Raw genomic sequence first — 21584 nt, forward strand, 5'->3', positions numbered from 1 at the left:
GACAGGAACACAGAAAGCCCTGTGGGAGCGAGCCTGCTCGCGATAGCGGAGTTACATTCAACCCAGTGTTGACTGATACACCGCCATCGCGAGCAGGCTCGCTCCCAAAGTGGGTTGCGTTCCTTCAGCCAAACACAATTTGCACGGGACACTCGATGTTATTCAACCAAGCCACACGCCTGGCCAAAATCACCAGCCCGCTGGGGCCCGAGGTGCTGCTGCTCAAGGACATGGGCGGCGGCGAAGAGCTGGGAAGGCTGTTCAACTATGAGTTGCAGCTGCACTCGCTGGACAACGCCATCGACCTCCATCAGGTGCTCGGTAAACCGATGTGCGTGAGCATGCAGCTGGACGGCGGTGGTGAGCGGCATTTCCACGGCATCGTGGCCCGCTTCAGCCAGAACGTCGACCAAGGCCAGTTCGCCAGTTACCAGGCCACGCTACGGCCCTGGCTGTGGCTGCTGACGCGCACCTCCGATTGCCGGATTTTCCAGAACCTGACCATCCCGCAAATCATCAAGCAGGTGTTCCGCGACCTGGGTTTCTCCGATTTCGAAGACGCCTTGAGCCGCCCCTACCGCGAGTGGGAATACTGCGTGCAGTACCGCGAGACCAGCTTCGATTTCGTCAGCCGCCTGATGGAACAGGAAGGGATCTACTACTTCTTCCGCCATGAACAGGGCCGTCACGTGCTGGTGCTGGCCGATGCCTACGGGGCGCACACCAGCGCGCCCGGCTACGCCTCGGTGCCCTACTACCCGAAGAACGAACAGCAACGCGAGCGTGACCACATTCACGACTGGCACCTGGCCCAGGAGGTTCAGCCGGGCTCGCTGGAGCTCAACGACTATGACTTCCAGCGTCCCAGTGCACGCATCGACGTACGTTCGGCGATGCCCCGTCCCCATGCCGCCGGTGACTATCCGCTGTACGACTACCCCGGCACCTACGTGCAAAGCGAAGACGGCGAACACTACGCACGCACCCGCATCGAAGCCTTGCAGACCCTGCACGAACAGGTCGAGCTGGCCGGTAATGCGCGGGGCCTGGGCTCGGGTCATCTGTTCAGCCTGATCGGCTTCACCCGCCAGGACCAGAACCGCGAGTACCTGATCGTCGGGGCCCGTTACTACCTGTCCCAGGAAAGCGGCGAAACCAGTGGCGGCGCCCCTTCGGCACAGTTCGAAAGCAGCCTGACCTGCATCGACGCCCAGCAGAGCTACCGCCCACTGCCCCACACCCACCGGCCCATCGTCAAAGGCCCGCAGACCGCCCTGGTGGTCGGCCCCAAAGGCGAGGAAATCTGGACCGACCAGTTCGGCCGGGTGAAGGTGCACTTCTACTGGGACCGTCACGACCAGTCCAACGAGAACAGCTCGTGCTGGATCCGCGTGTCGCAATCCTGGGCCGGCAAGAACTGGGGCTCGATGCAGATCCCGCGCATCGGCCAGGAAGTGATCGTCAGCTTCCTCGAAGGCGACCCCGACCGGCCGATCATCACCGGTCGCGTCTACAACGCCGAGCAGACCGTGCCTTACGACTTGCCCGACAACGCCACCCAGAGCGGCATGAAGAGCCGCTCGAGCAAGGGCGGCACGCCGGCGAACTTCAATGAAATCCGCATGGAGGACAAGAAAGGCGCCGAGCAGTTGTACATCCATGCCGAGCGCAACCAGGACATCGTGGTCGAGATGGACGAAAGTCATTCGGTGGGCCATGACCGCAACAAGAGCATCGGCCATGACGAGACAGTGACCATCGGCAACAACCGCCTGCGCATCGTCAAACAGGAAGACATCCTCTCGGTGGGCCTGCGCAAGACCGACAGCATCAGCCAGAGCTACGTCATTGAAGTGGGCGAGAACCTGCGGCTGGTGTGCGGTGAAAGCATTTTGGAGCTCAATGCCAGCGGCCAGATCAACCTGACCGGCGTGCAGATCAGCTTCTATGCCAAGGGCGATGCCGAATTCAACACCGGCGGCGTCCTGCACCTGAACAATGGCGGCGGCCCTGGTGCCACCCCTGACGGCCAAGGCGTCAAGGCCAGCATCGACGCCAACGTCAAAGCCGCGTTCCCCAAGGGTTAATCCAGAGATTCAGGCGCCATGACTTACCGCATCAATGAGTTCCAGTTTCAATTGCCGCCCAGCGAATTGCTGGACGCGACGATCAACATCCTCAAGTTCCCCGAACTGGGCACGTCCTTGATCGTCAGTCGCAGCCTGCTGGCCGACGGCGAAACCCTGCAAAGCAACCTCGACGACCAGCTCAAGCGCCTGGAAAAACAGGTACAGGAACTGCGCTGCCAACCGGGCGCCACGGTACACCTGGGCGCCAACCAGGAAGTCGAAGGCATCGAGCTGCGCAGCCAGTTCAGCAAGGGCAACGAAAAAGTCTTCCAGTACCAGTTGGCCCTCGTGCTGCCCGGCACTCGCAAGATGTTTGCCCTGAGCTACGTCAAGGCCGAGCCACTCGGCGATGCCGAGGCCGCGCATTGGGCAACGATCAAGGGTTCGCTGTTGTTCGACGTGCCGGCCTGATCAATGGGCGGCTGCGACTTGATCGCCTTTGCAGGTTGTTGAAATGGGCCTGGAAGACGAATACGTCGGTGACACCGAATGGCAAACTTTCGTGCGCCGGTACGAAGAAGACTACCTCGACGACAGCGCCCGGACGCTCGCCAAGTCCATGGACGACAACCTCGATATGGCCGTCGTGCTGTATGGAAAACGGGGGCTCAAAGAGGGCTTGTGGTGGATGGAACAGGTCGTGCCCGCCTTGGGTAACATACGGCCGGTCGATTGTCTCAAGGGTCCGAAACTGATCAAGCGCCTGAGAATGGCACTGATGAGCATGCCGTAACCAACGGAAAAAGATGCAATGGAAATCGAGGCTTACCAAGAACACAATCCTGTGGCGAGGGGATTTATCCCCGCTCGGCTGCGCAGCAGCCATAGTCAGGTTCATGCGGTCTTCCAGCAGCCCCCTCAGTGCATGGTTGTTGGGGCTGCAGCGCAGCCCAGCGGGGATAAATCCCCTCGCCACGGATTGCGGGCTACTTTCAGAGCATGCCTACAGCATGCCTACCCGCTCGGCCAGGCTACGTAACCTGTCCCCCCAAGAGAGAAGAGGGGGTTTAGCACGACCTGACTGCCGCCTCCCTCAGTCGAACCCCAGCACCTCGCCACCCTTGGCTTCAAGCATTTCGCTGAACACCGGCAACCTGGCAACGAAATCCGCTTCGAACGCCAGGTAGCGGTCCTGGGCCGGCAGGTAACGCACCTGCGGCTTGATACGCCGGATATCCTGGCTGGACAGTTTGAGCACCCTGATTATCGAGCTGATTCCAGAACCAGGCCAGGGTGTACGAGCCGAACGTGTTGGTGGCGTAGTTCCAGACCCACCAGTCACCGTGTCCCCGGCTGACATGAACACGCCCGTGGAACGTCCGTAATGTGATGAGGTTCTTTGGCTCTGTGACGAGCAGGCGGGTGTCCTGGCGTACCTCGCTGCCAAAACCATCGAGCAGCGCCTTCGTTGCGGCGCCCGTGACCACGTTGAAGCGCCACGCCAGCAGTACGGTCTCGTGGTAGCGCGGGTCTTCGAGGTTCTTTCGCTTGTCTTCGCTGAACAGCAGGATCTCATCGCCCCCCAGATAGGCGGTCGAGGCCCTGAGGTGGTAGCCGTCCACCGCCGGCATCGGCTTGGCGGCGATGGCCTGGTGCGGTGGGTCGAGGCTCCAGATCCAGCACAGTGGGCCGTTGTGCTGCATGAACAGCAGGCGACGGGGACCGAAGGGCAATATCGTCAGTTCATCCGGGTGTTCGAAAACGACGTCGCTGGCCTGCGCCGTGATCCGCCAGATACGCGTCACCGGCACCGGTTCGTAGATGCGCTGGCGTTCGAATACCTCGGCATCCACCACGACGCCGGGTTGTTCAAACCCGGGCCACTCCACTTGGGCAGGGCCGAAATCCTGGATGTCGTCGCCTTGGCGAACTTCGTACTTATAGCGGTCGTCCGAGCTGTAGTCGCCCCTCCTGACTCGGCGCCGCCACAGGCTGCGCTGGGCATTGGCGTCGATGAGTTGCAGATCGGCGCCGTCGAGCCCATCGGTGCGATGCTCAAGCATGTCGTGCTCTTCAGGTGGCCACTGGTTGTAGTCAATCAGGAAGCACAGCCACTGCTCATCGTCCTGCTCGGTAATGCCGGCCCAGCCGTTGTGGTAGTTGTCGTCATGGACATAAGTGGGGCCGGGATAGTCATGCACTTCCTGCAGCCAGTTCAACTTGCTGCGCTTGGACTTGGCCGGCTTGCGTGCGGCCTTTCCCTCAGCGGCAACGGGCTTCTCGGGCTCGATCAGGCTCGGTGTAAAGTCCTCCTGGTCTTGCCAGTGCCTGGCAAATGCCTCGCGCTGATCGGCCGCGACAATGACCGGGCGGTAATCATCACCGCAGGCGTCCAGGTTCCACAGGTCGTAGCCGCGTTCGGCCAGGGCGTTCGCCAGCGCCTGGAAGCAGATCTCGGGCATTTCATTGGAGAGTTCATCCAGCAACGCCTCGAATGGCTGGCCGGTAAACAGGTCGATATCGGGGTAGTAATGCTGGAGCAACCCAAGGAGTTCGCCGCCGGGTGTTTTCCAGTCGATATGCACCAGCGGATCAAAACGAGATTGCATCACGCCTGCCTTCCTTGAAATCCCAGTCAGTTAAGCCCGTGGGAGCAAAGCTTGCTCGCGATAGCGGTAAGTCAGTCACCAATAATGTTGACCGGCCTGCCGCTATCGCGAGCAAGCTTCGCTTCCACAGGTTTTTGCACCGTTTGATTCCCTCACTGACTGGCATTAGGACCAGCCCCGTCAGATATTGGCCGGTACGAAATCCGGACCGCCCAGTTTGTCGCGTACCGTCACCGCCGAGCGCATCAACGGCGTCCACATGCCGTCCGGGCTGTTCCACGCCGCGCCCGCCCAGCGGGTATCGGCCACCAGTTCGGCCTTGTGCCGCTCCAGCAGGCGCTTGAGGGCGACGGCAACACTGCCCATGTCCACGTCAAACAGATCGCCATAAGGGCCTTGCGGCTGCTTGCGCTGTTTGTCCTGGCAGAAACGGTAGTACCAGACCCAGTCATGAGCGATGTAGATCGCCCGCGTGCGGTCCGGGTACGTCGCCAGCATCGTCAGCAGTGCCGAGACGAAGCGCATGGGGAAGCTGGCGTCGTGGGTCTGGCGCCAGTACGGCATGATCAACTGGTCGAACGCGGCCACCACGTTCTGCGGTTCGTCGTTATCGCTCTTGGCTTCGAGAAAGTAGAACGGCTCGCCCACCAGGAACTTGTCCAGATCGTTATTGGCCAACGCCAGCAGCAGCACGTTGTCGCTTGGATTACTCATTGGATTCTCACTACGTCTCGGGTGGTCATCAACGCGTTGATGTCGTTGCCGTGGGCGATGGGCACGTTGTCCAGCACCGCCTCGCGCATGCCGCCCGGATGGGTCAGACCGCCCGGCCGCCATAGCGAGTTCACCCCGCCTTCGTTACCGGTGGGCATCAGCACCTTGGGGTTGTCCAGGTTCATCATGTAGATGTCTTTGCCCACCAGCGATCCCGGATCGTAACCCAGGGCCGATTCCAGTACCGAGACGTCGCCGGTTTTCTTGTACTCGGCAACCACCGCGTTCAGGTCGGATTTTGCCATGACGAACTTGTTCGGGTTGAACGAACCGTATTTGGGGTTGGCGATATCGTCTGAGGTGAACAGGAAACTCCCGCCCTCCTCCTCGAAGGTCTTGAGGTGCTTATCGACATACGGGCCTTCCAGATAATCCCGCGGCGGCGGTCGGCTGCCCTTGGGAATCGCCATGATATCGGCTTCGGTCACGCCCGCCTTGTAGGCCGCCGCGCGGGGTGTAGAGGCCGCGCCGAGGCGGGCCATTTTCGGCCCCAGGCCCAGCAGCGCCATGCCGGCGATGCCCTGGAGCAAGTCGCGATAGCCGGGGCCGAGGCGGTCGCCCAACTGACCCAACAGCGCCATGCCCCCCATCATCGCGCCACCGATCACCACGAACCCGGCAAAGGCCGCCGCACCAGCCATGGCCGCCAGTACCGCGGCGGCGCCCATGGCGACCATGCCCAGGGCTTCCAGCCCCGTATGCAGCCAGCCTTCGATATCGAGGACGAAGGCGACCGCAACCGTCGGCCCGCCAATGAACGTATTGGGGCTGCCGCTCTTGATGTGCGCGCCGCAGACCATCTTGCTCTGCAACCGCGCCGCCGGCCTGCCGTTGATGAAAACCGTTGCGCTACCCTCGGCGATCAGTACCGGGAATGGCCAGATCGGGTGATTCATCGGCAGGCCCGAACAGGTGGACGACACGTCTGCGCCCGCACGCATCGCGTTGCGGTTGTTGATCTGGACGTTGAAGCTGCCCATGATCAACACCCCCGTGGTCGGCTCGGGCAGGTTGAAGATGGTGTTCAGGCCCTTGATGATCTGAAACATCGACAAGCCGCCCGCCGCGATCGAACCGGCCATGATCGCCAGCGCCACGCCGCCAGTCGCCACGGTGGCGGCGACCACCGCTGCACCGATCAAGGCACCGGCAACGGCCCCCGCCACCATCGCGGCAACACCAAAACCGTGGGCAATTTCATCGCCAAGGCGCGCAGCAGCCAGCATATCCATTGGAGTTATCGTCTTCGCGCAGGGTAATCAGGCAGTCTGTGGACGCAACTTGAGCGAGTGCATGGCCATCTTCCAGGCCGGCTCGTGGTGCACGAGATCGTTCGGGGTGGTGGTCAGTGTCGTGATCAACCCCACGGGCTGGCGGTCGATGAACACCTGGCGCAGCATCAGCTCCCGCCCTTCGCGCTGCCAGCTGTAATCGAGCAACACCGCCCCATGGCCATGGAGCGCGAAATCCCAGCGTTTGATCAGGTTGAATCCGGGTAACTGCTGTTCGGCGCTTGCCAGTTGCGCGGCAACGTAGTCGTCGAACGGCGTATCGCCCCGGCCCGGGTCGCGGCTGATGACGAAACTGGCCTCCCTGGCCGGTCCGACGGCGGGCAACTTGAAGATGTTGATGCTCTGGTCATGCCAATTGTCGGGAATGTCGAGATCGGCTTCTTGGAGGCGATAGAGCGGCATGATTCGGGTTGTTTCCAGGCAAGGAGAGTGGCGGAGTCAGCGGCAGATCTTCAAGCAATAGATGGTAACAATCAAGGCACGGAGAAGGGTCGTTTACGGGCCCATGACAGCCGTCTCATTTTCTCTCGCCAGCAGCCTGCCTGGTCACCCGTTTGCGACTCCATTCGGAATTGCGTCCGGCGCCAGGTAAGCTTCCTTCCAGTCCCCATCCGAGTGGCACAATCATGAACAACCAGGCAATGTGCCGCGCGCTATTGGCCTTGACCCTTCCGATCCTGTGCGCGCCGGTACACGCGGCAACGTGGCAAATCTGCCGTATGGATCTGCGCATCGTCGAGGTATTGAAGCAGCCGTATCCGCAGCTACAGGCCCAGGTCCTGAAAGTGAGTCGCAAATCCCCCGCGACCGAATGTCCGGAGGAAGGAACGAGCCTCACGTTCACACCGGAAACACCCGACTACCAAACCACACTGCCCCGCAAGCGATGGCCTGGGAAAGGGCAGTCGGTGCGCGTCGACTACCGGTACCTGGATGGCATCTGCAAGGGGGATGGCAATGATTATGCGTGCCGCATCAGGCACTACCCGGTGGTGGGTCGATAGACCGCTATCGCGAGCAGGCTCGCTCCCACAATGGATTGGGGTCGTTCGCAGATCCCTCGGCTACCAGGCACAGACCACTGAAAAAAAGCCATAAAAAAGGGCACCCGACTCCCTCGTCATGCCCTTTTTCGTTGCTGCTTTATCTCCTCTGCCCGAGGAGCCCGTAGCAATTACGGGTTAACGCTGTCCTTCAACATCTTGCCCGGTTTGAAAGCAACGGTGTTGCTGGCCTTGATTTTCACTGGCTCACCGGTTTGTGGGTTCTTGCCGGTGCGGGCACCGCGGTGGCGTTGCAGGAAGGTGCCGAAGCCAACCAGGGTGACGCTGTCCTTGCGGTGCAGGGCGCCGGTGATTTCTTCCAGGACGGCGTTGAGGACGCGGTTGGCTTGTTCTTTGGTGAGGTCCGCTTTTTCCGCGATGGCGGCAGCGAGTTCTGGTTTACGCATGAATGAAGCCCCTTTGACGGTTTTTTTGTTGTTATGTCTGGACTGTTCTCTCGGGAAACAGCCTCTAAGGCACCGCAGGCTCTACTCTGCGGCAGACGGGAGTGAGGATGGCACGGGGCCGGACACGACGCCAGTGTCAGGGCGACCTTTGTGGCATCAAAAGCATGGCTTTTACGACAGAACCCCCAGTATTTACGCCAGCAGGGGCGGAAGTTCCTTGTTCAGGGCCAGTTTTTCCATCACCGCCGCGCCTGTCAGGGCATAGCCCAGCAGGTTGCCTTCGGCGTCGCGGCACAGCGCCTTGATGTCGGAGCCCTGCCCTTCGACGCTCCAGACACCTTCGCGGCCCCGTGGGGGTGGCGATACGACCAACGGGCATACCGGCGTCTTCACGGTAATCGGCATCGGGCCATAACCGACGGTGGTCGGATTTCCGGCCAGGGTCTGGGCCAGGGCGCGGGCGCAACTCATTAGCGGCATCACGTAGAGCAGGTTCAAACCATCGACCTCAGCGCAGTCGCCCAGGGCGTAGATGTTGGCGTGGGATGTTTTCAGGTGTCGGTCGACCACGACACCCCGGTTGACCACCAGGCCGGCGGCGGCCGCCAGGTCGATACGAGGACGCAGGCCGATGGCCGAGACCACCAGGTCGCAGGCGATCACCTGACCGTCGGACAGGTGCGCCTCCAACCCGTCGGCACCCCGTTGCAGGCGGTTGAGTACCGGCCCCAGGTGAAAGCGCGCACCCAGGCTTTCCAGGCCAGCCTGCACCGCGGCGGCAGCAGCCGGGTGCAGCAGCGTCGGCATGACCTGCTCGCAGGGCGCTACCAGTTGCACTTCGTAGCCGCCGAGGATCAGGTCGTTGGCGAATTCACAGCCGATCAGGCCGGCGCCCAGCAACAGCACCCGGCGCTTGCCGGCGGCCGCGGCGCGAAAACGTGCGTAGTCTTCCAGATCATTGATGGGGAAGATCAGGTCCGCCGCATCGCCTTGCACCGGCACGCGCACGGTTTCGGCCCCCCAGGCCAGGATCAGGTCGCGGTAGTTCAGCGCTTCTTCGCCGATCCACACGCGCTTGTGGCCCGGATCGATGCCGCTGATGCGGGTATGGGTGCGCACTTCGGCCTTCAGTTGCTCGGCCATGGCCCCAGGTTCGGCCATGCCAAGGCCATCGGCGTCCTTGTTCTTGCCAAAGCCGGTGGACAGCATCGGTTTGGAGTAGGAGCGACCGTCATCCGCGGTGATCAGCAGCAACGGGGTTTCGCTATCGAGTTTGCGAAACTCCCGGGCCAGATTGTAACCGGCCAGACCGGTACCGACGATGACGACAGGTGCGCTCATGTTGCTCTCCATGGGGCTTTTACGTGAAGGATGATCAGTTGATTTCGATCATTTCGAAGTCCATTTTGCCGACACCGCAGTCCGGGCAAAGCCAATCGTCTGGCACGTCCTCCCAGCGGGTACCAGGCGCGATGCCATCGTCAGGCCAGCCGTCAGCTTCGTTGTAGATCAGGCCACAGACGATACATTGCCACTTCTTCATTCCAATTCTTCCTCAAGATGTCAGGGCCTTGGCCGGTATTTTCCGGCTCAGGGCCGTTTTGTACTGATCGCTCGCGGCAGATGCAAGCACGATCGGCCGGCTGCAGGCCGGGCCAGTCAAAACCAGCGTCCGACATGGTAAGCTCGCGGCCTCATTTGCTGCCATTCAAGACCTCTGTGCCGCATACAAATTCGATATTTCCTACACTTCAATGGTTACCCCAGCACCTGCTGTCGCCCCGTCCCGATGCAGGTGTACTCGACTGGCTGTTCGACGAAGGCTCCCTGACCCGGCGCCTTACACGCCTGTCGGACGGCCATTTCAACGTGACACCATTGTTCGAAGGCTGGCAGCCATTGCGCCCCGACGAATGTGTCGCGCTGGACCTGGCCGAGGGCAGCGAGGGTTGGGTACGCGAAGTGTATCTGCGCGGCCGCGACCAACCATGGGTGTTCGCCCGCAGTGTGGCGGCGCGCAGCGCCTTGCAAGGTGACGGATTACAGATGGACGCGTTGGGCAGCCGCTCCCTCGGCGAACTGCTGTTTTGCGACCAGGCGTTCCAGCGCCGGGCCATCGAGGTTTGCCATTACCCCGAGGCCGGATTGCCGGAAGACGTACGCGCCAGCGGCCTGTGGGGTCGCCGTTCACGTTTCGATCGCGGGACGTTGAGCGTGCTGGTCGCGGAAATCTTCCTGCCCCGCTTATGGACCGTCGCCCGTGCCTATTCGGAGAATTGCTGATGTACGTGCAACTGCTCAAATCCTTGAATCGCCTGAACCCACGGGCGTGGGATTTCGTGCAACTGACCCGCATGGACAAGCCCATCGGCATTTATCTGCTGCTGTGGCCGACATTATGGGCGCTGTGGATTGCCGGTGACGGCTCGCCGTCGCTGTCCAACGTCGTGATTTTCGTCCTCGGCGTGACGCTGACCCGCGCCGGTGGCTGCGTGATCAACGATTGGGCCGACCGCAAGGTGGACGGCCACGTCAAGCGCACCGCACAGCGTCCGCTGGCCAGCGGCAAGATCAGTTCGAAGGAAGCCCTGGTGTTCTTCGCCGTACTGATGGCCGTGAGTTTCCTGCTGGTGCTGTGCACCAACACGCCGACGATCCTGCTGTCCTTCGGCGGGCTGGCGCTGGCCCTCACCTACCCGTTCATGAAGCGCTACACCTATTATCCGCAAGTGGTGCTGGGCGCGGCGTTCTCCTGGGGCATGCCGATGGCGTTCACCGCCGAAACCGGCCATTTGCCAGCGGCCGCGTGGCTACTGTACATCGCCAACCTGCTGTGGACCGTGGCCTATGACACTTACTACGCCATGACCGACCGGGACGATGACTTGCGGATTGGCGTGAAGTCCACGGCGATTCTGTTTGGCGATGCCGACCGGGTGATCAATCTGACGCTGCAGGGCCTGGCCCTGGGCTGCCTGTTGCTGGCCGGTTCGCAGTTCAAGCTGGGCGGCTGGTTCCACCTGGGACTGCTGGTCGCCGCCGGATGTTTTGCCTGGGAATTCTGGTACACCCGTGGCCGCGACCGGATGCGCTGTTTCCAGGCGTTCCTGCACAACCACTGGGCCGGGCTGGCGATTTTCGTGGGGATTGTGCTGGATTACGCGTTGCGCTGAGACTCATTGCTGAACAGCAATCCTGTGGCGAGAGGATTTATCCCCGCTGGGTTGCGCAGCAGCCCCCCATACAGCCGACTCAATCCATCTGAGGCACCGAGTTGCCTGGTTCTAGGGCTGCTGCGCAGCCCAGCGGGGATAAATCCCCTCGCCACAGATAGATCCCCTCGCCACAATAGTCTTCCGCCAGACTTGGGTCAGTCAGGCTTGGCGATCTGCCAGGCACCGTCCATCTTGTCCTCGCCGGTCTTGTCTCCCGCTTTTTTGTCCATCACGAAGGTATACAACGGCTTGCCATCGTAAGCCCACTGCATCGAGCCATCGTCTCGCTTGATCACGGTCCATTTGCCCATGGATTTTGCATCGCTATCAGCCTTCAGCGGTGGCCAGTTGGCGGCGCATTTGTCATTGCACATCGACTTGCCGGCCGCGTCCTTGGCAAACGTGTACAGCGTCATGCCCTTGTGGTCCGTCAGCATGCCCTCCTTTTCCATCGCCGGCTCAGCCGCGAAGGCCAACGACGGTAACGCCAGGGCAGCCGTTACCGCTAACGCCTTGAGGGATTGCGTGAAATAAGTCATGGAAACCTTCTTTGGTGGTTGTCAGGATTCGGACTGAAAAGCGTAGTCCAGAATCCTCTCCGCCGTTGGCCATCGAAACAACTGTCACACGACTGCAATAATTCCGTTATCTAATGCGGCGCAAGACAGTTAAATGACAAGAGGATTACCCCATGGTTGGCAGGAGCATTCTGATCGTCGACGACGAGGCGCCCATCCGCGAGATGATTGCCGTTGCGTTGGAGATGGCCGGCTATGACTGCATGGAAGCAGAGAACTCCCAACAGGCCCACGCCATCATCGTCGACCGCAAGCCCGACCTGATCCTGCTGGACTGGATGCTGCCCGGCACGTCCGGCATCGAGCTGGCGCGCCGTCTCAAGCGCGATGAGCTGACCGGGGACATCCCGATCATCATGCTCACCGCCAAGGGCGAGGAAGACAACAAGATCCAGGGCCTGGAAGTGGGTGCGGACGACTACATCACCAAGCCGTTTTCCCCACGGGAGTTGGTGGCGCGCCTGAAAGCCGTGTTGCGTCGCGCCGGGCCGACCGATGGCGAAGCGCCGATTGAAGTCGGCGGCCTGCTGCTGGACCCCATCAGCCACCGCGTAACCATCGACGGCAAACCCGCCGAGATGGGCCCGACCGAATATCGCCTGCTGCAATTCTTCATGACTCACCAGGAACGCGCCTACACCCGCGGGCAACTGCTGGATCAAGTCTGGGGCGGCAACGTCTATGTCGAGGAACGCACCGTGGATGTGCACATCCGTCGCCTGCGCAAAGCCCTCGGTGACGCCTACGAGAATCTGGTACAAACCGTACGCGGCACCGGTTATCGTTTTTCTACCAAGGCATGAGAAAAGCAGCTGCGAGTTTCAAGCTACAAGCTGCAAGCAAAAGCCACTACCGACCCGCTTCAAACTTGCAGCTTGAAGCTTGCAGCTTTCAGCTGCTTCCAAAGGAAGCCCCGTGAATCAAAACTGGCATGGCACCCTGATTCGCCACATGTTGTTGCTGGTGACCGGCTGTTTGCTGATCGGCCTGATCAGCGGCTATTACGGCTGGAGTCTGGCCGCGGGCCTGGGGCTTTACCTGGCCTGGACCCTCAAGCAACTGCTGCGCCTGCATGAATGGCTGCGCCTGCACAAGCCCGACGAAGCGCCACCCGACGGCTATGGCCTGTGGGGCGAGGTGTTCGACAGCATCTATCACCTGCAACGGCGCGACCAGCGCGTGCGCGGCCGCCTGCAGGCGGTGATCGACCGGGTCCAGGAATCCACCGCCGCGCTGAAAGACGCGGTGATCATGCTCGACAGCGACGGCAATTTGGAGTGGTGGAACCGCGCCGCCGAGACCCTGCTGGGCCTCAAGACGCCCCAGGACAGCGGGCAACCGGTGACCAACCTGGTGCGTCATCCGCGCTTCAAGGAATATTTCGAGCAGGACAACTACGCCGAGCCGCTGGAGATTCCCTCGCCGACCAACGACCGGTTGCGCATCCAGTTGTACATCACCCGCTACGGCAACAATGAGCACTTGATGCTGGTGCGCGATGTCACGCGTATCCATCAGCTGGAACAGATGCGCAAGGATTTCATCGCCAACGTGTCCCACGAACTGCGCACGCCGCTGACGGTGATCTGCGGCTACCTGGAGACTTTGCTCGACAACGTCGATGAGGTGAATCCGCGCTGGAGTCGGGCCTTGCAGCAGATGCAGCAACAGGGCGGGCGCATGCAGACCCTGCTCAACGATTTGTTGTTGCTGGCGAAACTGGAGGCCACCGATTACCCGTCGGACAACCAGCCGGTGCCCGTCGACGACCTGCTGCAGATCATCAGCGAGGACGCCCAGGAGCTGTCCGGTCCCAAGCAGCAGACCATTACCCTGGAAGTCGACCCCGCGGTGCAGCTCAAGGGCAGCGAGGCGGAACTGCGTAGCGCGTTTTCCAACCTGGTGTTCAACGCGGTCAAGTACACGCCGGAGCAAGGCCGGATCCACATCCGTTGGTGGGGCGATGTGCAAGGTGCCCACCTGAGCGTGCAGGACTCGGGCATCGGCATCGACAGCAAGCACCTGCCACGCCTGACCGAGCGCTTCTACCGCGTCGACTCCAGCCGCAACTCCAACACGGGAGGCACCGGGTTGGGCCTGGCGATCGTCAAACACGTCTTGCTGCGCCATCGCGCACGCATGGAAATCAGCAGCGTACCCGGCCATGGCAGCACGTTTACCTGCCATTTCGCCCCGGCACAGGTGGTTCGCGCGCGCCTCGCCAACCCTGCCGATTGACGCCGGTCGGCACTACCCCCTAGGCAATCGCTGAGTCAGCCGCTACATTGGCTGACTTCTGCCTGCTTTTTCAGGCCCTCATTTTTAACCTCTACAGCTATTACGGAACCTGCAAAACTCCATCATGGACCCTTCCCCTGGCTTGTCCCTCGTTACACTCTTCACCGAATTCGGCATGATTCTTTTTGCTCTGATCCTGGTTCTGCTCAACGGTTTTTTCGTTGCGGCCGAATTTGCCATGGTCAAGCTGCGCTCGACCCGGGTCGAAGCCATCGCCGACCAGAACGGTTGGCGCGGGCACATCCTGCGCACCGTTCACAGTCAGCTCGACGCCTACCTGTCCGCCTGCCAGTTGGGTATCACCCTCGCCTCCCTGGGCCTGGGCTGGGTCGGCGAGCCGGCGTTCGCCCACATCCTTGAACCGTTGCTGGACCTGGTAGGCGTTCAGTCGCCGGAGTTGATCAAGGGCATTTCGTTCTTCACCGCGTTCTTCATCATTTCGTACCTGCACATCGTGGTCGGTGAGCTGGCGCCCAAATCCTGGGCGATCCGCAAACCCGAGCTGCTGTCGCTGTGGACCGCCGTGCCGCTGTACCTGTTCTACTGGGCCATGTACCCGGCGATCTACCTGCTCAATGCCAGCGCCAACGCCATCCTGCGCATCGCCGGCCAAGGCGAGCCCGGCCCCCATCACGAGCACCATTACAGCCGTGAAGAACTGAAGCTGATCCTGCACTCCAGCCGTGGCCAGGACCCGAGCGACCAGGGCATGCGCGTCCTGGCGTCGGCCGTGGAGATGGGCGAGCTGGAAGTGGTGGACTGGGCCAACTCCCGGGAAGACCTGGTGACGCTGGAATTCAACGCGCCGCTCAAGGAAATCCTGGCGCTGTTCCGTCGCCACAAATTCAGCCGCTATCCGGTGTACGACAGCGAGCGCCAGGAGTTCGTCGGCCTGCTGCACATCAAGGACCTGCTGTTGGAGCTGGCGGCCCTGGACCACATTCCCGAGTCGTTCAACCTGGCCGAACTGACCCGCCCCCTGGAGCGCGTGTCGCGGCACATGCCGTTGTCGCAATTGCTGGAGCAGTTCCGCAAGGGCGGCTCGCACTTCGCCGTTGTCGAGGAAGCCGATGGCAACATCATCGGCTACCTGACCATGGAAGACGTGCTGGAAGTGCTGGTGGGCGATATCCAGGACGAACACCGCAAGGCCGAGCGCGGCATCCTGGCCTATCAGCCGGGCAAGCTGTTGGTACGCGGCGACACACCTTTGTTCAAGGTCGAGCGTCTGCTGGGCATTGACCTGGACCATATCGAAGCCGAGACGCTTGCCGGGCTGGTCTACGAAACCCTCAAGCGGGTGCCGGAAGAGGAAGAAGTGCTGGAAGTCGAAGGTCTGCGGATCATCATCAAGAAGATGAAAGGACCGAAGATCATTCTGGCGAAGGTGTTGATGCTCGATTGAGCATCACTGTGGCGAGGGGATTTATCCCCGCTGGGTCGCGAAGCGGCCCTGAAACCAGGCAGCGCGGTGCCTCAGGCGGATTGAGTTGGCTGTATTGGGGGCTGCTGCGCAGCCCAGCGGGGATAAATCCCCTCGCCACAGATAAATCCCCTCGCCACAAAAACTCCCTTGGCACATCTCCAGCCTATTGCTTGCCCACCGCAAAGTTGGGCAGCTCCCCCACCGGTTGATCGAACTGGTAGGGAATCGACACCAGCCCCAACCCGGTATTGCGTTGCACCACGAAGTGCAGGTGCGGCCCGGAGCTGTTGCCGGTGTTGCCCGATAACGCCAATGGCGTGCCCACCGCCACCCGCTGCCCTTCCCGAACACTCACCGAACCTTTCTGCAAGTGCAAGTAGACACCCATGGTGCCGTCATCGTGCAGCACCCGCACGAAGTTGCCCGAAGGGTCATCGCCACGACCGGTCTGCTCATTTTCGGTCTTGATCACCACGCCGCCCCGCGCCGCAATGATCGGCGTGCCTACGGGCATGGCAATGTCCATGGCGTAGCGGCTCTTCGGACCGTAGTGGCTGTACTGGCCGTTAGCGCCCTGGCTCAACCGGAACGGCCCGCCGCGCCATGGCAACGGGTAGCGATAGGCCTGTGTCGCGTCTGCCGGGTCACCCAGGGAATATTCGAACCTGGGGGTGTACATCAACGGCTTTCCGGGCTGGATGGCCGTGAGCAGCGCCAGGCGCAGGTTGCTGCGCGCCGGCAGGACCCGCCGAATCGGCCGGCTCGGTGCCCCGCTCACATTGTCCAGCCCGGCGAAACTCAACTCGATCTCCACCGGTGCATACAGGTCATTGCGCACGAACACCGCATCCGCGCCCTTCTGCTTCTTGATATCGAGAAATACCTGGCGTTCCAGGTGTTCGACCATGCGGTCGCGAAACACGAACACCTGAGCGCCTCGGCTGGGGCGGTCGCTGTAGGACACCACACCGTTGGCATCCGTGGATTTGTAGATCGTCATGGCCATGGCCGACGTGGAGGCCAGGACAAGACCGCAAGCGAACAGCAGGGGCGCGAGCATGGGCGAAAGTTCTGTCGAGAAATGGAGGCCTGTCCAGCAGCCTAGCAGCTGGGGTGGACATGCGTAATCGACGGATGTTGCAAAATTGGATCAGAGAGTGATGTTGAATTTGAAGGCCCCATCGCGAGCAGGCTCGCGATGGCTGACCAATAAGCGCCGCCGGATCAGGCGCCCGGTACGAAGTGCTTCTGCGCGGTGCCGCGGGCGATCAGGCGGGAGATGTAGTCGAGTTTCTGCGGGTCTTTGTCGACGAAGCGGAAGGTCAGTTGCAGCCACTCGCTGTCCGGCGTCTGTTCGTGGGCGACGATGGCGTGCAGGTAGCCGTTCAGACGCGCGGTTTCGGCGTTGTCGCCCTGCTCCATGTCCAGCACCGAACTCTCGAGCACTTGCGGCAGGGTATCGGAGCGTTTGACCAGCAGCAGCGCTTCCTTGAGGCTCAGGGCCTTGATCACGCATTGCTGGGTGCCGCTGGCCAGGCGCAACTGGCCCTGACCGCGGTTGGCGCCGGCAGAAGCGGATGCTGCGGGTGCCTTGACCGGCGGGCTGTTGAGCAGGCCACGGGCCGGCGCAGCGGCAGGGGCGGCAGGCGCCGCAGCGGCTGGCCTGGTGGGCGCAGGCGCAGGTGCAGTAGCCGCGACGACTGGCGCCGCCTTGCCACCCGTCAGGGCACTGAGGGAATCATTGCCGAACGCCGAGTTCATCTTGGTCGGCGCGCTGTTCATCAGGGTGTCGAGCTTGCCGACCTTGTGCAGGGCCTGCTTGACCTTGGTCAGCAACTGTTCGTTGGTGAAGGGCTTGCTGACATAGCCGGAAACGCCGGCCTGGATAGCCTGGACCACGTTTTCCTTGTCGCCACGGCTGGTGACCATGACGAACGGCATGCCCTTGAGGTTGTCTTGCTGGCGGCACCAGGTCAACAACTCCAGGCCGGACATTTCCGGCATTTCCCAGTCGCATAGCACCAGGTCGAACGCCTCGCGGGCCAGCAGGGCCTGGGCTTTTCTGCCGTTCACTGCGTCTTCGATACGGATGCCCGGGAAGTAATTGCGCAGGCACTTCTTCACCAGGTCACGAATGAACGAAGCATCGTCCACGACCAACACACTGACCTTACTCATCCAGATACACCTCTAAAAAATCCCGGCAAGCATACCGCTTTTACTGATGGCACATCGCCAAAAACCTTCAGTCACGCCGGGACTTTTCGTTCACGGGGTGCTGCTGTCGATAAAAAAAATGGCAAAAAAAAGCCCGACCAGAAGGCCGGGCGCTTTTCTTGGCAATCCTACTTATCGTCAGTTTCGCCCGGAACATTAGTGGTTTCGGACGGGGTGCCCTCAACTTCTTCCTTCATTCGCTTGAGCCCCATGTGCCGTACGTCGGTACCGCGCACCAGGTAGATCACAAGTTCGGAGATGTTGCGCGCATGATCGCCGATACGCTCCAGGGAACGCAGCACCCAGATGATGCTCAGCACCCGGGAGATCGAGCGCGGGTCTTCCATCATGTAGGTGGCCAGTTCACGCAGGGCGGTCTTGTATTCGCGGTCGATGATCTTGTCGTACTGGGCCACCGACAGCGCCAGGTCGGCGTCGAAGCGGGCGAAGGCGTCCAGGGCATCACGCACCATGTTGCGCACCTGGTCGCCGATATGACGCACTTCGACATAGCCCCGTGGCGCCTCGCCTTCTTCGCACAACTGGATGGCGCGACGGGCGATCTTGGTGGCTTCGTCGCCGATCCGCTCAAGATCGATCACCGACTTGGAGATGCTGATGATCAGCCGCAGGTCGGAAGCGGCCGGCTGGCGACGGGCCAGGATGCGCAGGCATTCTTCGTCGATGTTGCGTTCCATCTGATTGATCTGGTCGTCGATCTCACGCACCTGCTGGGCCAGGCCGGAGTCAGCCTCGATCAGCGCAGTCACCGCGTCGTTGACCTGTTTCTCCACCAGCCCGCCCATGGCCAGCAGGTGGCTGCGCACCTCCTCCAGCTCGGCGTTGAACTGGGCGGAAATGTGGTGAGTAAGGCCTTCCTTCGAAATCATGGTTTTGCTCCGCAAAAGCTGTGAGCTGCAAGCTTCAAGCTGCAAGCTGATTTGTGTCGTTACGCTGAACTGCTTTTACTTGCCGCCTGAAGCTTACGGCTCGCAGCTGCCGCTAGCCGTAGCGACCGGTGATGTAGTCTTCGGTCTGCTTCTTGGCCGGATTGGTAAACAAGGTGTCGGTATCGCCGAATTCCACCAGCTTGCCCATGTACATGAAGGCCGTATAGTCGGAAACCCGCGCCGCCTGCTGCATGTTGTGGGTCACGATGACGATGGTGAACTTGGACTTGAGCTCGTAGATCAACTCTTCGACCTTCAACGTCGAGATCGGGTCCAGGGCCGAGCAGGGTTCGTCGAGCAGCAGCACTTCCGGTTCCACGGCGATGGTGCGGGCAATCACCAGGCGTTGCTGCTGACCACCGGACAGGCCCAGGGCCGAGTCATGCAGACGGTCCTTGACCTCATCCCACAGGGCCGCGCCCTTGAGCGCCCATTCCACGGCTTCATCGAGAATGCGCTTCTTGTTGATGCCCTGGATGCGCAGGCCGTAGACCACGTTCTCGTAGATGGTCTTCGGGAACGGGTTGGGCTTCTGGAACACCATGCCCACGCGACGGCGCAACTCGGCAACGTCTTCGCCCTTGCGGTAGATGTTGTTGCCGTAGAGGTTGATTTCACCCTCGACGCGGCAATCGTCCACCAGGTCGTTCATGCGATTGAAGGTGCGCAGCAGGGTCGACTTGCCGCAGCCCGACGGACCGATGAATGCGGTCACGCGTTGTTTCGGGATGTTCAGGCTGACGTCGTATAAGGCCTGCTTCTGGCCGTAGAACAGGCTCAGGCCAGGCACTTCGATGGCGACGGTTTCATCGGCCAGGTTCAGGCTCTGCTTGTTGCGACCCAGGGCCGACATGTTGATGCCGCGTGTATGTGCTTCGTGTTGCATGGGAGGCTCCCTGTGCTAACAAATTCGGTTCGGTTGTGTGGGAGCGAGCCTGCTCGCGATCCAGGCGACTCGGTTTGGCTTTGCACCGAAGTGATGCCATCGCGAGCAGGCTCGCTCCCACAGAAAATCAGTGTGAAATCAGCTATCCAGTGCTTTGTATTTCTCGCGCAGGTGGTTACGGATCCATACGGCCGACAGGTTCAACGTGGCGATCACCAACACCAGCAGCAGCGCCGTGGCGTAGACCAGGGGCCGCGCCGCTTCGACGTTCGGGCTCTGGAAGCCCACGTCATAGATATGGAAGCCCAGGTGCATGATCTTCTGGTCCAGGTGCACGTAGGGGTAGTTGCCGTCCAGGGGCAGCGACGGCGCCAGTTTCACCACGCCCACCAGCATCAGCGGCGCCACTTCACCGGCGGCGCGGGCCACCGCGAGGATCATGCCGGTCATCATCGCCGGGCTCGCCATCGGCAGGACGATCTTCCACAGGGTCTCGGCCTTGGTTGCGCCGAGGGCCAGGGAGCCTTCACGCACGGTACGCGGGATCCGCGCCAGGCCTTCTTCGGTCGCCACGATCACCACTGGGACTGCCAGCAGGGCCAGGGTCAGAGAGGCCCAGAGCAGGCCCGGGGTGCCGAAGGTCGGCGCCGGCAGCGCTTCGGGGAAGAACAGACGGTCAACCGAGCCACCCAGCACATAGACGAAGAAGCCCAGGCCGAACACGCCATAAACGATGGCCGGTACGCCCGCCAGGTTGTTCACCGCAATACGGATCAGGCGGGTCATCGGGCCCTGTCGGGCGTATTCGCGCAGGTAGACCGCCGCCAGCACGCCGAACGGCGTCACGATCATCGCCATGATCAGGGTCATCATCACCGTGCCGAAAATCGCCGGGAAGATCCCGCCTTCGGTGTTGGCTTCACGGGGGTCGTCGCTGAGGAACTCCCAGACCTTGCTGAAATAGAATCCGAGCTTGGTAAAGGTGCCCATGCCGTTCGGCTGGTAAGCGCGCACCACCTTGCCGATGCCGATTTCCACTTCCTTGCCGTTGGCATCGCGGGCGGTCAGGCTGTCGCGGTTGAACTGGGCGTGCAGATCGGTCAGGCGCGCTTCAATTTCCTTGTAGCGCGCATCGAGCTCGGCACGTTCGCTGGCCATATCGGCTTGGGCCGCGGCATCGAGCTTGCCCTCCAGCTCCAGCTTGCGACCGTGCAGGCGGATACGCTCCAGGCCGGCGTTGATCGCGCCGATATCGGATTTTTCCAGGGTCTTGAGCTCGGCGGCGAGCTGGTTGACCCGCGCAATGCGAGCCTGCAACTGCGGCCAGGCAGCCTCGCCCTCGGCGACGACCTTGCCTTCTTCCTTGACGTTGACCAGGTAGCCGTAGAAGTTGCCCCACTCACGGCGCTCGATGGCCATCAGCTCCGGCGGCGTGGTCTGGTCGTTCAGCCAGTCGCCGACGATCCAGGTGAAGTCGGTGCCGTTCAGGTCCCGGTTGCCGACCTTGATCAGCTCGCGGGTCATGAACTCGGGGCCTTCGTCCGGCACTGGCAGGCCGGCACTCTTCAGGCGCTCACGGGGCACTTCTTCCTTCTGCACCACTTCGCCGACCACCAGGTGCGCGGGCATGCCCGGCACGTTGTAGTTGGCGTGGATCAGGTCCGCCGGCCAGAAATGACCCAGGCCACGCACGGCGATCACCGCCAGCAAGCCAATGGTCATGATAACCGCGATGGACACCGCGCCACCGCTGATCCAGACGCCGGGGGCGCCGCTCTTGAACCATCCTTTCAGGGAGTTCTGTTTCACAGACTTCTACC

At 61.5% G+C, this 21584-nt stretch carries 22 protein-coding genes; 9 read left to right on the plus strand and 13 right to left on the minus strand.

What is annotated here, in order from left to right; translation table 11 throughout:
• Positions 1 to 155 precede the first annotated feature (155 nt).
• From LOY35_RS27805 to LOY35_RS27815, 3 genes are read left to right on the plus strand one after another with little or no spacing between them, the layout of a single operon-like run.
• Entirely contained in the window at positions 156 to 2087 is a 1932-nt protein-coding gene (locus LOY35_RS27805; protein ID WP_258629332.1) for a type VI secretion system tip protein VgrG, read from the plus strand.
• Between the two features lie 18 nt (positions 2088 to 2105).
• Positions 2106 to 2540, plus strand: a complete 435-nt coding sequence (locus tag LOY35_RS27810) for a DUF1795 domain-containing protein (RefSeq protein WP_258629334.1) — start codon at positions 2106 to 2108, stop codon at positions 2538 to 2540.
• Between the two features lie 28 nt (positions 2541 to 2568).
• Complete coding sequence (locus LOY35_RS27815; RefSeq protein ID WP_258629335.1) at positions 2569 to 2862, plus strand: hypothetical protein; 294 nt, start codon at positions 2569 to 2571, stop codon at positions 2860 to 2862.
• A 334-nt stretch (positions 2863 to 3196) separates the two neighbouring features.
• Here the strand turns inward: LOY35_RS27815 and LOY35_RS27820 are convergent, their stop codons facing one another.
• From LOY35_RS27820 to LOY35_RS27835, 4 genes are all read right to left on the minus strand, one after another.
• Positions 3197 to 4678: a hypothetical protein gene (locus LOY35_RS27820; RefSeq protein ID WP_258629336.1), complete on the minus strand. Its 1482-nt coding sequence runs from the start codon at positions 4676 to 4678 to the stop codon at positions 3197 to 3199.
• 180 nt (positions 4679 to 4858) lie between these two features.
• A complete protein-coding gene (locus tag LOY35_RS27825) occupies positions 4859 to 5392 on the minus strand; it encodes a hypothetical protein (RefSeq protein ID WP_258629337.1) in 534 nt (177 codons plus the stop codon).
• Positions 5389 to 6684 carry a PAAR domain-containing protein gene (locus LOY35_RS27830; RefSeq protein ID WP_258629338.1) on the minus strand — a complete coding sequence of 432 codons (1296 nt, stop codon included), beginning with the start codon at positions 6682 to 6684 and terminating at the stop codon, positions 5389 to 5391. Before LOY35_RS27830 ends, LOY35_RS27825 begins: the two co-directional genes overlap by 4 nt.
• Before the next feature lie 27 nt (positions 6685 to 6711).
• Positions 6712 to 7146, minus strand: a complete 435-nt coding sequence (locus tag LOY35_RS27835; RefSeq protein ID WP_258629339.1) for a DcrB-related protein — start codon at positions 7144 to 7146, stop codon at positions 6712 to 6714.
• A gap of 224 nt (positions 7147 to 7370) precedes the next feature.
• On the opposite strand from LOY35_RS27835, the gene LOY35_RS27840 reads away from it, so the two are divergent.
• On the plus strand, positions 7371 to 7748 hold the full coding sequence (locus tag LOY35_RS27840; protein WP_258629340.1) for a hypothetical protein: 378 nt from the start codon (positions 7371 to 7373) through the stop codon (positions 7746 to 7748).
• A 170-nt stretch (positions 7749 to 7918) separates the two neighbouring features.
• Here LOY35_RS27840 and LOY35_RS27845 read toward each other — a convergent pair whose 3' ends face one another.
• The 3 genes from LOY35_RS27845 to LOY35_RS27855 form a co-directional block, all read right to left on the minus strand.
• Positions 7919 to 8194, minus strand: coding sequence for an HU family DNA-binding protein (locus tag LOY35_RS27845; protein ID WP_024777879.1), 276 nt, complete (start codon positions 8192 to 8194; stop codon positions 7919 to 7921).
• Positions 8195 to 8386: 192 nt separating this feature from the next.
• Positions 8387 to 9535: an NAD(P)/FAD-dependent oxidoreductase gene (locus LOY35_RS27850; protein ID WP_258629341.1), complete on the minus strand. Its 1149-nt coding sequence runs from the start codon at positions 9533 to 9535 to the stop codon at positions 8387 to 8389.
• Positions 9536 to 9569: 34 nt separating this feature from the next.
• Positions 9570 to 9737 carry a rubredoxin gene (locus LOY35_RS27855; protein WP_139641244.1) on the minus strand — a complete coding sequence of 56 codons (168 nt, stop codon included), beginning with the start codon at positions 9735 to 9737 and terminating at the stop codon, positions 9570 to 9572.
• 176 nt (positions 9738 to 9913) lie between these two features.
• On the opposite strand from LOY35_RS27855, the gene LOY35_RS27860 reads away from it, so the two are divergent.
• Together LOY35_RS27860 and ubiA are read left to right on the plus strand one after the other, a co-directional pair.
• Complete coding sequence (locus tag LOY35_RS27860; RefSeq protein ID WP_258629342.1) at positions 9914 to 10477, plus strand: chorismate lyase; 564 nt, start codon at positions 9914 to 9916, stop codon at positions 10475 to 10477.
• Complete coding sequence (ubiA, locus tag LOY35_RS27865) at positions 10477 to 11367, plus strand: 4-hydroxybenzoate octaprenyltransferase (RefSeq protein WP_258629343.1); 891 nt, start codon at positions 10477 to 10479, stop codon at positions 11365 to 11367. Before LOY35_RS27860 ends, ubiA begins: the two co-directional genes overlap by 1 nt.
• Positions 11368 to 11564: 197 nt before the next feature.
• Here ubiA and LOY35_RS27870 read toward each other — a convergent pair whose 3' ends face one another.
• On the minus strand, positions 11565 to 11948 hold the full coding sequence (locus LOY35_RS27870; protein ID WP_258629345.1) for a hypothetical protein: 384 nt from the start codon (positions 11946 to 11948) through the stop codon (positions 11565 to 11567).
• Positions 11949 to 12100: 152 nt separating this feature from the next.
• On the opposite strand from LOY35_RS27870, the gene phoB reads away from it, so the two are divergent.
• The 3 genes from phoB (at position 12101) to LOY35_RS27885 (ending at position 15690) form a co-directional block, all read left to right on the plus strand.
• Positions 12101 to 12790: a phosphate regulon transcriptional regulator PhoB gene (gene phoB, locus LOY35_RS27875; protein WP_003177195.1), complete on the plus strand. Its 690-nt coding sequence runs from the start codon at positions 12101 to 12103 to the stop codon at positions 12788 to 12790.
• 148 nt (positions 12791 to 12938) lie between these two features.
• On the plus strand, positions 12939 to 14225 hold the full coding sequence (gene phoR, locus LOY35_RS27880) for a phosphate regulon sensor histidine kinase PhoR (RefSeq protein WP_258633755.1): 1287 nt from the start codon (positions 12939 to 12941) through the stop codon (positions 14223 to 14225).
• A 124-nt stretch (positions 14226 to 14349) separates the two neighbouring features.
• Positions 14350 to 15690 carry a hemolysin family protein gene (locus tag LOY35_RS27885; RefSeq protein ID WP_258629346.1) on the plus strand — a complete coding sequence of 447 codons (1341 nt, stop codon included), beginning with the start codon at positions 14350 to 14352 and terminating at the stop codon, positions 15688 to 15690.
• A 184-nt stretch (positions 15691 to 15874) separates the two neighbouring features.
• Here the strand turns inward: LOY35_RS27885 and LOY35_RS27890 are convergent, their stop codons facing one another.
• From LOY35_RS27890 to pstA, 5 genes are all read right to left on the minus strand, one after another.
• Positions 15875 to 16771 (minus strand): M23 family metallopeptidase, encoded by an 897-nt coding sequence (locus LOY35_RS27890; RefSeq protein ID WP_258629347.1) that lies wholly within the window; start codon positions 16769 to 16771, stop codon positions 15875 to 15877.
• A 164-nt stretch (positions 16772 to 16935) separates the two neighbouring features.
• Positions 16936 to 17889, minus strand: coding sequence for a response regulator (locus LOY35_RS27895; RefSeq protein WP_258629348.1), 954 nt, complete (start codon positions 17887 to 17889; stop codon positions 16936 to 16938).
• Between the two features lie 167 nt (positions 17890 to 18056).
• Complete coding sequence (phoU, locus tag LOY35_RS27900) at positions 18057 to 18818, minus strand: phosphate signaling complex protein PhoU (protein ID WP_258629349.1); 762 nt, start codon at positions 18816 to 18818, stop codon at positions 18057 to 18059.
• Between the two features lie 112 nt (positions 18819 to 18930).
• A complete protein-coding gene (gene pstB / locus LOY35_RS27905) occupies positions 18931 to 19764 on the minus strand; it encodes a phosphate ABC transporter ATP-binding protein PstB (protein ID WP_258629350.1) in 834 nt (277 codons plus the stop codon).
• Between the two features lie 138 nt (positions 19765 to 19902).
• Positions 19903 to 21573, minus strand: coding sequence for a phosphate ABC transporter permease PstA (gene pstA, locus LOY35_RS27910; protein ID WP_258629351.1), 1671 nt, complete (start codon positions 21571 to 21573; stop codon positions 19903 to 19905).
• Positions 21574 to 21584: the final 11 nt, after the last annotated feature.

It is taken from the genome of Pseudomonas sp. B21-028 (genome assembly GCF_024749045.1).
Classification (GTDB): Bacteria; Pseudomonadota; Gammaproteobacteria; order Pseudomonadales; family Pseudomonadaceae; genus Aquipseudomonas.